This window comes from Psychrobacter sp. PL15, assembly GCF_035984995.1.
GTDB lineage: Bacteria > Pseudomonadota > Gammaproteobacteria > Pseudomonadales > Moraxellaceae > Psychrobacter.
The window spans coordinates 113,040-127,236 of sequence record NZ_JAXCIB010000005.1; the positions used below are offsets into that span (position 1 = coordinate 113,040).

The following is a 14,197-nucleotide window of genomic DNA, read 5'->3' on the forward strand; positions in this document are numbered from 1 at the left end:
CATACTGTTAAGACGGTATAATATAGTCAATGAAAAGTAATATCGATACATAACCTACTGCTGGCATAAGTTGTTCTTGCTTGCTGTGCCTACGCAGACAGAGGCTGCAAAAAGCTCATACCAGCAGTACCGTCGCGTTTTTAAGGTGCTTTAACGATAAATATGGATGTCAGATTTTCTGGCATTCAACCTGCCATAATAACAATTGACTGCCTTATTCCTCATTGCTACTTCTTATCTTTTTTTCTTCTGATTTTTCTTGCTTAAGCGAGTATCGAACATGGCATCTTCAGATAGATTGAGACTGTATGCCTTATCAAAAGATAAGGAAGTCCGTCGTTTCGACTATCCAGAAGTTTTTGTTTTGCTGCTTACTGTAACGCTCATCACCATAAAGTTCGATTTTAATTCAACCTCAATGGCGTTGTTCGTTGCGGTCTGTTTACCAAGCTTAATGATTTTAATTTACAATTATCGGCGATCTGCCAATTTTTGGACGTCCAATATCGTAGTCTTTTTACTGTCCACAGTGATTGGCTCAATGCAGTTCTGCAGTGTGTTATCGTTAAGTTTGGTACTATTGTTGGGTATCCGGATTATTGTTAACGAACCCGAAAATCGTGTCAAACTTATTACGGTATCCGTGGTCACTAGCGCAATGTTCTATTATGTCAGTGTCATCCTGTATGGTACGGGTATAGAGTGCGAGGGCGGATGGCTACCATCAACGGTGTTGCTGGCAAGTATTACTGCCTTTTTGTGGCAGTTTTGGGGTATTTACCATAAGTATATCAACTACGATGAAATCGCGCAGCAAGCAGCAGGGCGGATAAACATTATGGCTTCAGTCATTAACAAACTGACTCGCTTTGTACCGCTACAAGTTTGGCAGCCGATTGTAAAAACAGATAATCCCGTTAGCGTTTCTAATAAACGCGCTAAACTATCGATTATGTTCTCAGATATTGTAGGTTTTACTGAGCTGTCTGATAGCTTGAGTGCTGATAATTTAGCTGATATTCTCAACACTTATATGCACTGCATGACGGTAATTGCCAATAAACATGGCGCGGTACTCGATAAGTTCATTGGCGATGGGATGGTATGTTTTTTTGGCGAACCTGATAGCCGCGGCGCGCGTCAAGATGCACTAGATTGTGTGGCCATGGCGATTGATATGCGCCGTGAGATGCGCAGCTTACGGCAAAAATGGCGGTTGATGGGCTTTGAAGGGTTACATTTGCGCATCGGTATCACTACCGGCTACTGCCATGTCGGTAATTTTGGCAGTAATAGCCGTCTTAGTTATACGCTTATTGGCAAAGAAGCCAATTTGGCAGCAAGGCTTGAATCTGCCGCTACTAAAGGTGAGATACTAATTAGCGAAAGCACCTACGATTATATTTGCCATGATTATGAGTGTGAGTATGGGGGTGGCTATCAACTTAAAGGGTTCGAAAAGAAGGTTGACGCATGGCAAGTGCTGGATCCTGATGCCAATAAAGGGCATTTTTCAAAATGGGTTGATCACACGTTACCTGGCTTTAACTTGCATCTAAATTTTAAAGATATGAAGGAAAATGATTATAAAGAGATTAGAGACCGCTTGAATTTTGCGCTTGAACGTATTGAACAAGAAAAGCAGGCAGCTGTATTCGATTCTAATGAAAATAAGAACTAGGACAATGATAAACAGTAAAATGTGACACAAAACTCAAGTCTATATAGCCTAAATTTAGCCACAAAAAAGCCAGCTATTATGATGAAAGCTGGCTTTTTGATACATATAAATGCAGTAGTCTTCAGCACTACTACTATTTAGTGGTTTTCTTTGGCGTGGTTCAAGGTATATTTGGGTATCTCGATGGTTAAATCTTCATCGTCGAGCATCACTTGGCAGGACAGCCGCGAATCAGGTTCTAGACCCCAAGCGCGATCTAGCAAATCTGCTTCGATATCGTCCATTTCTTCTAAGCCGTTAAAGCCTTTACGGACGACAACATGGCAGGTGGTACAGGCTTTTGACATCTCGCAAGCATGCTCAATCTTAATACCTTTTTCTAACAGTGCTTTACATAAATTTTCGCCAGCTTCAAGCTCAACTTCGACGCCTTCAGGGCAAACATCATGATGGGGTAGTACAGTAATTTTTGGCATGGGTCATATATCCAGTGCTAATCAATTCAAAAAATGTGAAATCCAAGTGGGATCTAAAATGTACGTAGGATCTAAGATATAGTCTGTTATTCATTGCTCTAAAACTATCGGTCTTAAACGCTACCAATCTTGAGCGCTAGTACCAGCCATACTGGTCTGAACACTCTGATTCATAATGCGGGCAGCAAAAGCATCGCTATGTGGTTTAAGCTGCGCTTGTTGTGCTTCAATAAGCGTTGAGTCGTTAGAGTCTAAAGCCGTTTGCATCTCTTTCATCTGTGCCGCCAAGGTTTGCTGTTCCTCAGAAGTTAATAAGGCTGAGAACTCAGTTAGCGCTGACTGTAATGCCAGTAATTCACGCTCAGTCTCTACTCTAGCTTCAATTGAAGAGCGTGCATTTTTATCTTCTTCCGCGTGTTTAAACCCAGCCGTGAGTAGCTGTTCTTTTTGCTCGTCGGATAAGCCATAAGCCGGCGTAATCTCAATTTTGCTTTCGGTACCTGTCGTGGTTTCTTGAGCACTAACAGTCAGTTGTCCATTGGCATCGATACTAAAAGTCACTTCAATACGGCCAAAACCTGCTTTCATTGACGGAATGCCGTATAGCTCAAAGCGCCCTAGTGAGCGGCAGTTTTCGACCGTTTCACGCTCACCCTGTATGACATGAATGACCATACCGGTCTGACCGTCTTGGTAAGTGGTAAATACTTGGCGTTTTTTGACTGGGATAGGCGTATTGCGTGGAATCAGCACTTCAACCAAGCCACCCATAGTCTCAAGCCCAAGTGATAAGGGCGTGACATCTAATAGCAGCAAGTTATTATCGCTGTTACCATTCACCAGTTGATGCGCTGTCTGTGCTGCACCTAATGCGACTACTTCGTCTGGATTGAGACGGCATAAAGGTTCCTGAGCAAAAAATGCTGTGACCACTTGCTTAACCGCTGGCATTCGGGTCGAGCCGCCTACCAAGATAACTTCATCGAGCTCTTGCGTGCTTAACTTGGCATCACGTAGTACTTGTTCGCAGACAGTTAGCGTTCGGCTGCTAACAGGGTCAGCGATGGTGAGCAAATCTTCACGGCGTAATACACCTTTAAAAGATTGTTCATTAACAATAATATCTATATCGACTTGTTCAGCTTCCGTTAAAGCTTGTTTATAGTCTTTGGCTTGCTGAGCCAATACGGACTTATCGTGTAGGCTGACATCTGCTGGTGCAATATTAAGCTGTTTAATCAACCAATTGGTAAGTAGGCGGTCAATATCATCACCACCAAGGGCGCTATTGCCACCGGTTGCTAGTACTTCAAACACGCCATCAGTGAGCTTTAAAATAGACACATCGAAGGTACCACCACCGAGATCATAAATTAAATAGTAACGAGCAATATTATCTTCGGTAGGTCTATCGAGCCCATAAGCAACAGCCGCTGCGGTTGGTTCATTCAATAATCGCAGAACATTAATACCCGCAGCCTGTGCAGCGTCTTTAGTCGCTTGGCGCTGAGCCTCATCAAAATAGGCAGGAACAGTGATTACAGCACCTTCAATACTGTCTTCAGGTAACGCACTTGTTGCCCGCTGCTTCAGGGTAGCCAAAATACGTGCAGACACCTCAACAGGTGACACTTCACCTTGGGCAGTGACAAAAACGGGCATAGCGTCTGCGTTGCCACTCAATTCATAAGGATGCGAAAATTTAATATCATTTTGGCTACGACCCATAAAGCGTTTGGCGGAAATGATGGTATTCTTTGGGTCATTTGGCAACTGAGCTAGGGCGTGATAACCGACTAGCGGAGTACCTGTGCTTGGATAATAGACCACTGAAGGCAATAAAGTATCTGCACTTGCATTTGCCTCTAATACTTGCGCTTTGCCTGAGCGTACCACCGCGACTAACGATCGCGTTGTACCAAGGTCAATTCCCAGACCAAAACGATGCTGGTGTGGTTGGGCACTTTGATTGGGTTCAGCAATTTGCAATAAAGACATAAGATAACTCAGATATAAAATGAATAAGTAAAATTGAACAAATAGAGCATAAGTGATGGCTGGCGTAGCTCACTTAAAGACTACAGTAGTTGGCAATAAATACTAATTAGCCGCGCTTACAGTGGTGCGTTTAAACTATTGACTTAAAATATGAATGCCGCGGTGTACGGATACTATTTTAACCCTCTTTATGAGTTTTAGCCAAGTATTAGACGTATAAATCATCATCGTCTGTCTGCGCTGCGCTGGCAATATCATCCAGACCAGTGGTGATATCGGCATCAAGTTTGACTAAGAACTTTAACTTTTGTGTGGCATCAATCGCTGCTGACCATTCTTCGTTTTGATATGTCGCATTAAAACGTTCCGATTGATTGTTCAATCGCTGCAAAATTTGTGGATGCAGTTTTTCTAGTTCTGGGCGGTCGTTGCTATCGATGGCTTCACCTAGATCAATACGCAGCTCCATAGCATCTTCTAAAAACTCGAGGTCTGCAATTGAATTTTCAAGTGTTTGAGCTTGTCCTGCCATATCGAGTAGATAAGCGGCGCGGCTGTCAGGGGCGCTTAAAGTCTGATAGCCTTGATTGATCAATGCGGAGGCTTGCTCAGACTGCTGCTGAGCTTTTGTTTTGTCAGTTAAATTTTTAGCAACATTATCAGGGTGATAGCGTTTCTGTAATAGACGTAGATGTTGATCTAAACTATCTTGTGACAGCTCAAACTGTACCGGCTGCTCAAATAGGGCAAAGAAATTATCGAATTGAGCTTCTGGAATGAGATCTGCCATAATATGTGCCTTACTTTTTATTTTTATTTATTTTTTACAAATTTGTCTTTCAAAGCCGTCTTAAAAATAGGCCTTAATAAGTAGTTATAATATTATGCTAGCAATACCTAAGTATTTTATATCGTAAATGATTCACCGCAACCACATTCGCCTTTTTGATTGGGGTTGGTGAACTTAAAGCCTTCGTTCAAGCCTTCTTTCTCATAATCCATTAACAAGCCATCCAAATAAACCAAGCTTTTAGGATCGATAAAAATACTCACGTCACGGCTATCATAACGGGTATCATTTTCATCAGGCACATCGACAAACTCTAAAACATAAGCCAGACCTGAACATCCTGCCGTGCGAATACCAACACGAATACCTGCACCTTTACCGCGATTGTCCAAAAACCCTTGAACATGCTGAGCGGCGCGTTCTGTCATTTCAATCATGCCAACTCCTATTGACTGTCAATAATATGGATATTGTTCTACTAAAGAAGTTTTAAACTTTTAGCACTTAAAATAAAAGGTGACAATTACATAACTGTCATTGTCACCCTCGTAGCGTTGCGTCAGCAGCTCTTTTAAACAATAGTCTTGTTAATAAAAGAGCGAATACATTAAAGTAAACTTAGCTGACTGCTTCTTCTACCTTACTTTCAACAACACTGTGCTTGCCTTTGTAGTCACTAATAGCAGATTTGATCGCATCTTCTGCTAATACTGAGCAATGCACTTTTACTGGTGGTAATGCCAACGCTACAACGATATCGTTATTCTTAATCTCGCCTGCTTGCTCTAAGCTTTTACCTTTTAGCCACTCAGTAACGAGTGAGCTTGAGGCAATCGCTGAGCCGCAGCCGTAAGTTTTAAAGCGTGCATCTTCAATGATACCGTTATCATCAACTTGAATTTGCAAACGCATCACATCGCCACAGGCTGGGGCGCCGACCATACCGGTACCAACGTTTTTGGCATTTTTGTCAAGATTACCAACGTTGCGTGGATTTTCGTAATGATCAATAACTTGGTCACTATAGGCCATGGTTCTTCTCCTAGTTAGATGATGAGCAGTAATACTACTGGTTCACATACTCATCGGTAATTGGGGTCAAATACTCATTCTATAATTGTCTGATTCTTTATTCAACGGCTATATTATATAGCCGTACGGTTATCTTAGTGCTCAGCCCATTCTAAGGAATCTAAATCAACGCCATCTTGATACATATCCCAAAGTGGCGATAGGTCGCGTAATTTGTCAACTGCGCCATGCATCTGACGGATCACGGTATCAATATCTTCTTCGGTGGTATAACGACCGAAGCTAAAGCGTATAGAGCTGTGAGCCAATTCATCAGGACGACCAATAGCACGTAGGACATATGATGGCTCAAGGGTAGCTGACGTACATGCTGACCCTGATGATACCGCTAAGTCTTTAAGCGACATCATCAACGATTCGCCTTCAACGAAGTTAAAACTAATATTTACGATATTGGGAACACTGTGTTCAAGATCACCGTTTAGGTAAATCTCTTCAATATCTTGAAGTCCATCCCAAAGCTTTTGGCGCAATTTCGCGGCATGAGCATTGTCTTCTTTATAACGCTCATTAGCGAGACTAAACGCGGCGCCAAGGGCAACGATTTGATGCGTTGGCAATGTACCTGAACGCATTCCGCGCTCATGACCACCGCCATGTTGTTCGGCTTTTAGACGGACACGTGGCTTACGGCTGACGAACAATGCGCCAATACCTTTAGGACCGTACGCTTTATGGCCCGAAAAGCTCATTAAGTCAATTTTGGTAGTTGCCAGGTCGATCAGAATTTTACCTACCGCTTGTGCACCATCGACATGGAAAATGATACCCGCTTCACGAGTGATTTCGCCAATAGCAGCCACATCAGTGATCGTGCCAAGTTCGTTATTAATAATCATCAATGACACTAGAATAGTATCTTCACGTAAAGCGTCTTTGACTTGTTGCGGTAAAATTAGGCCGGTACTTTTTTGTGGTTCAAGATAGGTAATCTCAAAGCCTTCTTGCTCCAGTTCACGGCAAGTATCAAGTACCGCTTTATGTTCGATTTGACTGGTAATGATATGCTTACCACGTGAATGGTAAAAATGTGCTGCGCCTTTAATGGCTAAGTTGTTAGACTCTGTTGCCCCTGAGGTAAACACTATCTCGCGAGGGTCAGCGTTGATGACTTCAGCAACTTGTTGACGCGCGGTTTCGACTGCTTCTTCAGCTTGCCAGCCGTAGCCATGCGAACGCGATGCTGGATTACCAAAGATGCCATCTACAGTTAGATATTCGCTCATCTTCACAGCGACCGACTTGGCAACTGGTGTAGTAGCGGCGTAATCTAAGTATATCAGTTTATTATTTTGACTCATGCTGGGTGTGCCTCGCTGGTCGATAAAGTAATGGTATTGATGTCTTTTATGATTGAATCAATATGCTGACGTTCTGAAACAGACTGTACATTTTCCATCTTTAATAATTGCGCTAATGTTATATTTTTCAAGTACTGTTCGATATGATTGGATAGGGCACACCACAAATCGTGAGTTAGGCACATTGTGCCATCTTGGCAGTCGCCACGTCCTTCACACTGCATGGCATCAACTGATTCGTCGACTGCCGAAATGATGCTCATTACATCAATCTCATCTAAAGGCTTGGCTAGATAATAGCCCCCTGAGGCACCGCGAATACTGATTACTAGACCACGCTTACGCAGTTTAGAAAATAACTGTTCAAGATAGGAGATTGATATAGACTGCCGTTTAGCGATATCAGATAAAGAAACCGCGCCCTCTTGTTGGCTAGCTTGTAGTGCTAGATCTAACAAGGCGGTAACTGCATATCTGCCTCGAGTCGTTAAACGCATAAAATATCTCCAAACTGATCGGTTATAGGCCAAATTCAATAGCGAGCTTAGTAGGGGTTTTATAGAACGAATAAATGGATAGGTTACTAAGACTAGCGTTAACGCCATTAAACAACAGATGGTTAACCCGATGTGTGCTGCGATAAAGTTATTATACTCAATCCCGACTAATTTAGTCAAGATTAAAATGTGGTTGAATGGTTAATCCAATCTAACACCATGATGAGTAAAAACAATCAGGCATTTCATCAGCTAAAAGGTAGGAGGTATCAAGACAGAGGCGTTCAAAAAACCAAGGTAGCGAATAAATAGTGGTAATTTATAATAGCATTTAATAGCCAGAGTCAGCGCCTCATTTTGTTAGATACTTTTTGCTAAAAATTTATCTACTGAGCGTCTATTTGCTAAGCATATGCCTCATTGGAGCTCATCAAAATTGGAGCTCATCAAAACTTAGGATGACTATTGAATGAGGTGCTAAGCTGAATGAGGTGCTAAGCGACTTCTATATAATAGTCACCTTTATGATAATAGGAATTCACGCTCAACAGGGTAAGCGAATGTTTCGATGTCTTACAGCGGCTGAATGAACCAAAAATTGATCTTTACCATTCAACGTTATCTTATCAACGTTATCTTATTCATTAAAAATAGCTCAATTCATGAACAATACAATAAGTAATCCGATGGCAATGATGCCCGCGACAACAGCAGTAATTAGCATTGTTTTTTGTTTGCTTTGTAATTCTTTGACAGTCATTTCTAGTTCACGGTTCTTGATAGTTAGGGTGCTAATCTGGGTTTGTTGCTCACTGATACGTTGCTTGTAGTTATCTTTTTTGCTTTCCATCTCAGCGTCACTAGGCTTGGATTTACTTTTATCGCCTTTGATCTTCTTAACGACACTCTGAATGAGACTGCCGAGACCCAGCTGCATGATGAACTGTTTGATCAGCTGTACTTGAGCCGACTCACCACGCATTTGTAGCTTATCGGTCGTTTCGCTATCATGGGTAGTAATGGCGTTTAGGACTTGAATACTATAAGCGTTAATGATCACATCTGGTTCACTGCGTCCAGCAGGCAGCTTGGCATCTAGCAGCACGCCTTTATAACTAAAAGTAGCAAACACCTGCACATGCGGTAGATATAATCGAAGAGCGACCACAGTGCTTTTCTTAGCCAGTGGATAAGCGGCTTTACGTAGCTCAGGATCTAAACGTAGCAATAGTGTCAATGCCGACTCGATGAACACTAGAATGATATTAAGAAAAGAGCTAGACAACGTAGAACGCTTCATGTGGGTAGTCCATTTTTATTGGCAAGTTGAGATAAAAGTTAAAATTGGTGCAAGCGGTGTCTTTATGTTGTGCTTATAGTACCGTCTTTATAATAAAAAGTAACGTTGGTACCTGTCAGTTAGCAAATTGTTGCCAGTTAGCAAATTGTTGCCTTGGACCTTGGGTTGTAAATAAATATAATATACTTAACAAACGTTGGTATTTAATACGTAATGGTTATAACATGAATAAGAAAGGTAGTGGTCATCTCATTTGAGGTGAGTCAAAGAGTTGACAGTTAAGTTACAGATGTATTGCGTAACGTTAAGTGTCAAATGCGTAGTATAGGATACGAAAATATGTAAAATCGCTTGCGCTCCTTATGCTGCCTTGATATAAAGACGTTAACAAAGTGTAACCTGCTAATGCATAAGTCGGATGGTTCTTATTGCTTAAATAGCATGAGAGCGATACAATGCCTGACGTTAGCCTTTATTATACCCCTTAAACCTGAAGGAAATTTTATGAATAAGTCAGAATTAATTGATAGCATTGCAGACAAAAGCGGTCTAAATAAGACCCAAGCTGGTGATGCCCTAAACGCAGTAATGGAAAGTGTTGGCCAAGCTTTAGAAGCGGGCGAAAGCATTTCATTAGTTGGTTTTGGTACCTTTAGCGTAAAAGATCGTAAAGCCCGTACAGGCCGTAACCCTAAGACTGGTGAAGAACTTGCTATCCCAGCAAGTAAAGTACCTAGCTTTAAAGCCGGTAAAAACTTAAAAGAGCGCTTGAACTAAGCGGTTACTTAAAGTAGTTCGCTACACATAGGTATATGCTACATAGCTATTTTATTCACTAATAAAAAAAGTGCTTGTAGCCAGTAGATAGTAGGTTTGCAGCTGACAATTAAAGTTGCAAATTGAGTAATAAAAAAGCACCTTACAGGGGTGCTTTTTTTTATAGATGTCATTTATGCTCATATCGCGCGAATATTTTGAGTCTACACCAAAAATCACGTATCATAGGGCGCGTTAGCTGTGATGCTTAAACAAGCTTTAGCTGGCGTTTATTAGTTACCGATGTTCCTCACCTTGCCATTGCCTGCTCGAACAGCATGAATGTTATTATTAGTATTACAATGGTTTTTCATCAATATAGGTTAATAAAGCAGAAATAATTATGGATAAATTGCGCGATTTTTTAAAAAGCTGGCCTGGTCGCATTTTATTGATTTTATGCCTATCGCCGCTTGCTCTATTGGGTATTGAAAGCTACTTCCAAAGTGGTGTTGATCCCAACCAAATCGCGCAAGTAGGTGAGGCGAGTGTGGGGTCATCAGAGTATCAAAGTGCAGTGAACAGCAGACGTACGGAGATTTTGGATCAGCTCGATGACGCCAGTTTGCTCAATGAAGACGTGCTCCATAAACAAGTGTTAAAAGGTTTGATTGATCGCACTTTATTAGAACAGCAGGCTGGCAAGCTGGGTATGACCGTATCTGATGACACTATTAATCGTTTGTTACGCCAAGAAGATATTTTTAAAGATGCCAATGGTGACTTTTCTAATGAGCAATTTTCAAACTTTTTGCGTCAGCGCGGTATGAATAAGGACCAGCTATTTACAGAATTTCGCAATCAATTGAGTCTGGATCAGCTGAATGCCAGCATTGTTGGTACGGCTATTTATCCAATGAAAGCAGTCAGTCAGTTGATTGAGTTACAGCTAGAAGCGCGCAATGTTTGGTTATATCGCTTCAATTGGCAGAATTATCAGCAGCAGGTCAAATTGACCAAAGCTGACGTGCAGGCTTATTATGACGCCAATAAGGGCACGCTTAAGAGTGCAGCTATGGTCGATTTGGCCTACATTCAGCTCAGCCCGGCGACTATGCAAGTTGAAAATGTCACCACAGAAGAGTTGCAGCGGCAGTACGCAGGATATAAGCAAGGGTTAGCCATAGTCGATGAGCGCAAACTCAGTCAAATATTATTGACGGGTGACGATGCTAAGGCGCGAGCGGATAAAATTAATGCGCGTTTGGCCAAAGGTGAATCATTTGCAGCGCTGGCAAAAAATGAGTCTGATGACCCATCAAGTGCTACTGGCGGCGCCATTGGTAGTTTTAATCCATCGGTGTTCGGCAGCGACGCGCAAGCGGTCCAACAAGCACTACAGGGATTAAGCGTTGGTGACATCAGTAAGCCCATCAAGACTAGCTTTGGCTATCAGATATTTACTATAACTGAAGACAACGGTAGTCAAGTACCCAGTCTAGACAGCATGCGTGAAGAGTTGACGGTTAAAGCTAAAGAATATAAGCGTCAGGAAATTTATGCAGATAAAGTGACTGCGATTAACGATTTAGCAGCAGATGGCTTTAGTATCGAAGATATTGCGCAGCAAGAGAACGTGCCATTAAAACGTCTCAAAAATTATCGCAAAGAGAATAATACCTCGGTATTGGCGCAGCCGGCGGTTATCAAGCAAGCCTTTGATGATTTTATTATTCAAGATCAAGCAGTGACGACAGGTATTGATGTGGGCTCAGGTATCGCCTGGGTACAACCAAGCAATTATCGTCCTACCAAGACCCTCACCTTGGCAGCTGCAACGCCTACTATCACGCAAATATTACGTCAGCAAAAAGCCAGCGCCTTGGCGTTAAAAGACGCCAAACAGTTGGCTGCTGGTATTAAGACCGCGGCTGATATCAGTAAGCAAAAAGTAACTTTCCAAGCGCTAGGTGAAATAAATCGTCAGACCACACGCCTGACAGAAAAAGAACGTGGATTGGCATTCAGTCAGCAAGCGCCCGCTAATGGGGTAGTGGCGTTAGCGAGCGAAACGGAAATAGGCGCGACAGTCATAGTCGGTGACTCTATTAAAACTGAACAACAATCACCACTGTCTGCTGCTGAGAAAGCGCAAACAGCTGCAATTATTCGTGACAACTTAGGGCAAGATCAGCTGCAAGATTATTTAGACTATTTGCGCTTGATTTATAAAGTTGAAGTAAATGAAACCAATATGGCAAGTGCACAAGGGCGTTAAAACTTTCTCAACAATTATCACTATTGAGTGCTATCAATAGCGTAATAAAAAATAGTAATGATAAAAAAGCCACGGTATTCATACCGTGGCTTTTTTGATGGAGGACTAATAATTTTTTTAAAATTAGACGTCTTAAAAATCGGTCATCTCGAAGATGGATTAATGACGGAAATGGCGCATGCCGGTGAACACCATAGCGATACCATGTTCATTAGCCGCGGCGATAGTTTCGTCATCACGCATTGAGCCACCAGGCTGAATGATAGCGGAGATGCCTACTTCTGCGGCATTATCAATGCCATCACGGAAGGGAAAAAATGCATCAGAAGCCATAACAGCGCCTTCAGTGATCAAGCCTGCATGCTCGGCTTTAATCGCAGCAATACGTGCTGAGTTTACACGGCTCATCTGACCGGCCCCAACACCGATAGTGCGCTGATTTTTACCATAAACAATCGCATTAGACTTAACGTATTTAGCCACTGTCCATGTGAATAACAGATCAGCAATCTGTGCTTCTGTGGGTTGAACATCAGTCACAATTTGTAATTCGCCGGCATTAATAATACCTGAGTCTTGCTCTTGTACCAATAAACCGCCATTAACACGCTTGTAATCCAGCTGGGTCATGGGTGCATCAGAAGCCGTCAGCTCGCCACAGACCAATACCCGTACGTTTTTCTTACTAGCAGTGGCTTGAAGCACACCCTCTTCAAGACTTGGTGCAATGATGACTTCTACAAACTGATTGTCGATAATGGCTTTGGCTGCTGCCACTGTTAATTGACGGTTAAAAGCAATAATACCGCCAAAAGAAGACTCAGGGTCGGTGCTAAAAGCAGTACGATAAGCCGCTACTTGATCATTATCAATGGCGACGCCGCAAGGATTAGCATGTTTGACGATGACACAAGCAGGAGCGCTAAAGGCTTTAACACATTCAAGAGCCGCATCAGTATCGGCGATATTGTTATACGACAGCGCCTTACCTTGTCGCTGCTGGGCGGTAGCAATGGATGCTTGCTTACTTTGTAGAACTTGGTTTTCTATATAGAATGCGGCTTTTTGATGCGGGTTTTCACCGTAACGTAGGTCTTGCACTTTCTCAAGCTGTAAATTAAAAGTACGAGCAAAAGTATCAGGCTGCTGAGTTTCATTCACTCGGCTGCCTAAGAAATTGGCAATCATACCGTCGTATTGGGCGGTATGCTCAAATGCTTTAACGGCTAAGTCGTAACGTAATGCGGCAGTCAGCTCGGTATTATTACCTAAGGCTGTTAATACTCGATCATAATCTTTAGGATCAGTGACGATACCAACATGGGCATGGTTCTTAGCAGCAGCACGTACCATAGTAGGGCCACCGATATCAATATTTTCGATAGCATCGTTCATGGTCACATCCGCACGAGCGATAGTTTCGGCAAAGGGATATAGATTAACAACCACCAGATCAATACGATCGATACCATGAGCGCTCATAATGGCGTCGTCGGTACCACGGCGTCCTAAAATTCCGCCATGAATCTTAGGATGTAGGGTTTTGACCCGGCCATCCATCATCTCAGGAAAGCCGGTGTAGTCTGATACTTCGGTCACTGCTACATTGTGCTCTGTGAGCAATCGATAAGTACCGCCAGTAGACAGTAAACCGAAACCTGCTTTAATAAGACCTTGAGCGAACTCAACAATATTAGCCTTGTTGGAGACCGACAGTAGTGCAAGTGGTGTTGTGCTCATAAAAACAGTTCCATAAAAAAAGCCTGACACAAAGGTCTGGCAAGATAGTAATGACCGTCATGGCGATTATTGCAGACGGTATCACAAGTGATAAGATCGAGACTATGAATTGTCATAGGTAATGAGTATTAATTTTAATAAAGAGTCGTTAATTATATCAAGAAGCGCAGTGAATGATGACGCAATAAACTCTAAGTGGTTAAAGCGTTACAGTGTAATGACTATAAAACCTAATAACTGTGTCGATAAACGGCTTGTCAAACTGATATAAAAACATAGATGCTTCCA

12 protein-coding genes are annotated in these 14,197 nt (G+C 42.3%); 3 read left to right on the plus strand and 9 right to left on the minus strand.

Features of this window, described 5'->3' with window-relative positions:
• The first annotated feature begins 280 nt into the window (after positions 1-280).
• On the plus strand, positions 281-1,681 hold the full coding sequence (locus RCH20_RS06095; RefSeq protein ID WP_327192946.1) for an adenylate/guanylate cyclase domain-containing protein: 1,401 nt from the start codon (positions 281-283) through the stop codon (positions 1,679-1,681).
• A gap of 137 nt (positions 1,682-1,818) precedes the next feature.
• Here RCH20_RS06095 and fdx read toward each other — a convergent pair whose 3' ends face one another.
• From fdx to RCH20_RS06135, 8 genes are all read right to left on the minus strand, one after another.
• A complete protein-coding gene (gene fdx, locus RCH20_RS06100) occupies positions 1,819-2,157 on the minus strand; it encodes an ISC system 2Fe-2S type ferredoxin (RefSeq protein WP_209957990.1) in 339 nt (112 codons plus the stop codon).
• A gap of 120 nt (positions 2,158-2,277) precedes the next feature.
• Positions 2,278-4,155, minus strand: coding sequence for a Fe-S protein assembly chaperone HscA (gene hscA / locus RCH20_RS06105; protein WP_209957988.1), 1,878 nt, complete (start codon positions 4,153-4,155; stop codon positions 2,278-2,280).
• Between the two features lie 208 nt (positions 4,156-4,363).
• A complete protein-coding gene (gene hscB / locus RCH20_RS06110; protein ID WP_209957987.1) occupies positions 4,364-4,945 on the minus strand; it encodes a Fe-S protein assembly co-chaperone HscB in 582 nt (193 codons plus the stop codon).
• A 116-nt stretch (positions 4,946-5,061) separates the two neighbouring features.
• Positions 5,062-5,382 (minus strand): iron-sulfur cluster assembly protein IscA, encoded by a 321-nt coding sequence (gene iscA / locus RCH20_RS06115; RefSeq protein WP_209957985.1) that lies wholly within the window; start codon positions 5,380-5,382, stop codon positions 5,062-5,064.
• A gap of 181 nt (positions 5,383-5,563) precedes the next feature.
• Complete coding sequence (gene iscU, locus RCH20_RS06120) at positions 5,564-5,977, minus strand: Fe-S cluster assembly scaffold IscU (protein WP_209957983.1); 414 nt, start codon at positions 5,975-5,977, stop codon at positions 5,564-5,566.
• Between the two features lie 134 nt (positions 5,978-6,111).
• The gene (locus tag RCH20_RS06125) at positions 6,112-7,338 is read right to left on the minus strand and encodes an IscS subfamily cysteine desulfurase (protein WP_327192947.1); all 1,227 of its coding nucleotides are present in this window, start codon (positions 7,336-7,338) and stop codon (positions 6,112-6,114) included.
• Entirely contained in the window at positions 7,335-7,835 is a 501-nt protein-coding gene (locus tag RCH20_RS06130; protein WP_209957979.1) for an Rrf2 family transcriptional regulator, read from the minus strand. The genes RCH20_RS06125 and RCH20_RS06130 overlap by 4 nt, the downstream gene beginning before the upstream one ends.
• A 655-nt stretch (positions 7,836-8,490) precedes the next feature.
• Positions 8,491-9,135: a hypothetical protein gene (locus tag RCH20_RS06135; RefSeq protein ID WP_327192948.1), complete on the minus strand. Its 645-nt coding sequence runs from the start codon at positions 9,133-9,135 to the stop codon at positions 8,491-8,493.
• Between the two features lie 504 nt (positions 9,136-9,639).
• On the opposite strand from RCH20_RS06135, the gene RCH20_RS06140 reads away from it, so the two are divergent.
• Together RCH20_RS06140 and RCH20_RS06145 are read left to right on the plus strand one after the other, a co-directional pair.
• Positions 9,640-9,912: an HU family DNA-binding protein gene (locus tag RCH20_RS06140; protein ID WP_209957974.1), complete on the plus strand. Its 273-nt coding sequence runs from the start codon at positions 9,640-9,642 to the stop codon at positions 9,910-9,912.
• A 382-nt stretch (positions 9,913-10,294) separates the two neighbouring features.
• Positions 10,295-12,169 (plus strand): SurA N-terminal domain-containing protein, encoded by a 1,875-nt coding sequence (locus tag RCH20_RS06145; protein WP_327192949.1) that lies wholly within the window; start codon positions 10,295-10,297, stop codon positions 12,167-12,169.
• A gap of 159 nt (positions 12,170-12,328) precedes the next feature.
• Here the strand turns inward: RCH20_RS06145 and purH are convergent, their stop codons facing one another.
• A complete protein-coding gene (gene purH, locus RCH20_RS06150; protein WP_209957970.1) occupies positions 12,329-13,909 on the minus strand; it encodes a bifunctional phosphoribosylaminoimidazolecarboxamide formyltransferase/IMP cyclohydrolase in 1,581 nt (526 codons plus the stop codon).
• Between the last annotated feature and the right edge of the window lie 288 nt (positions 13,910-14,197).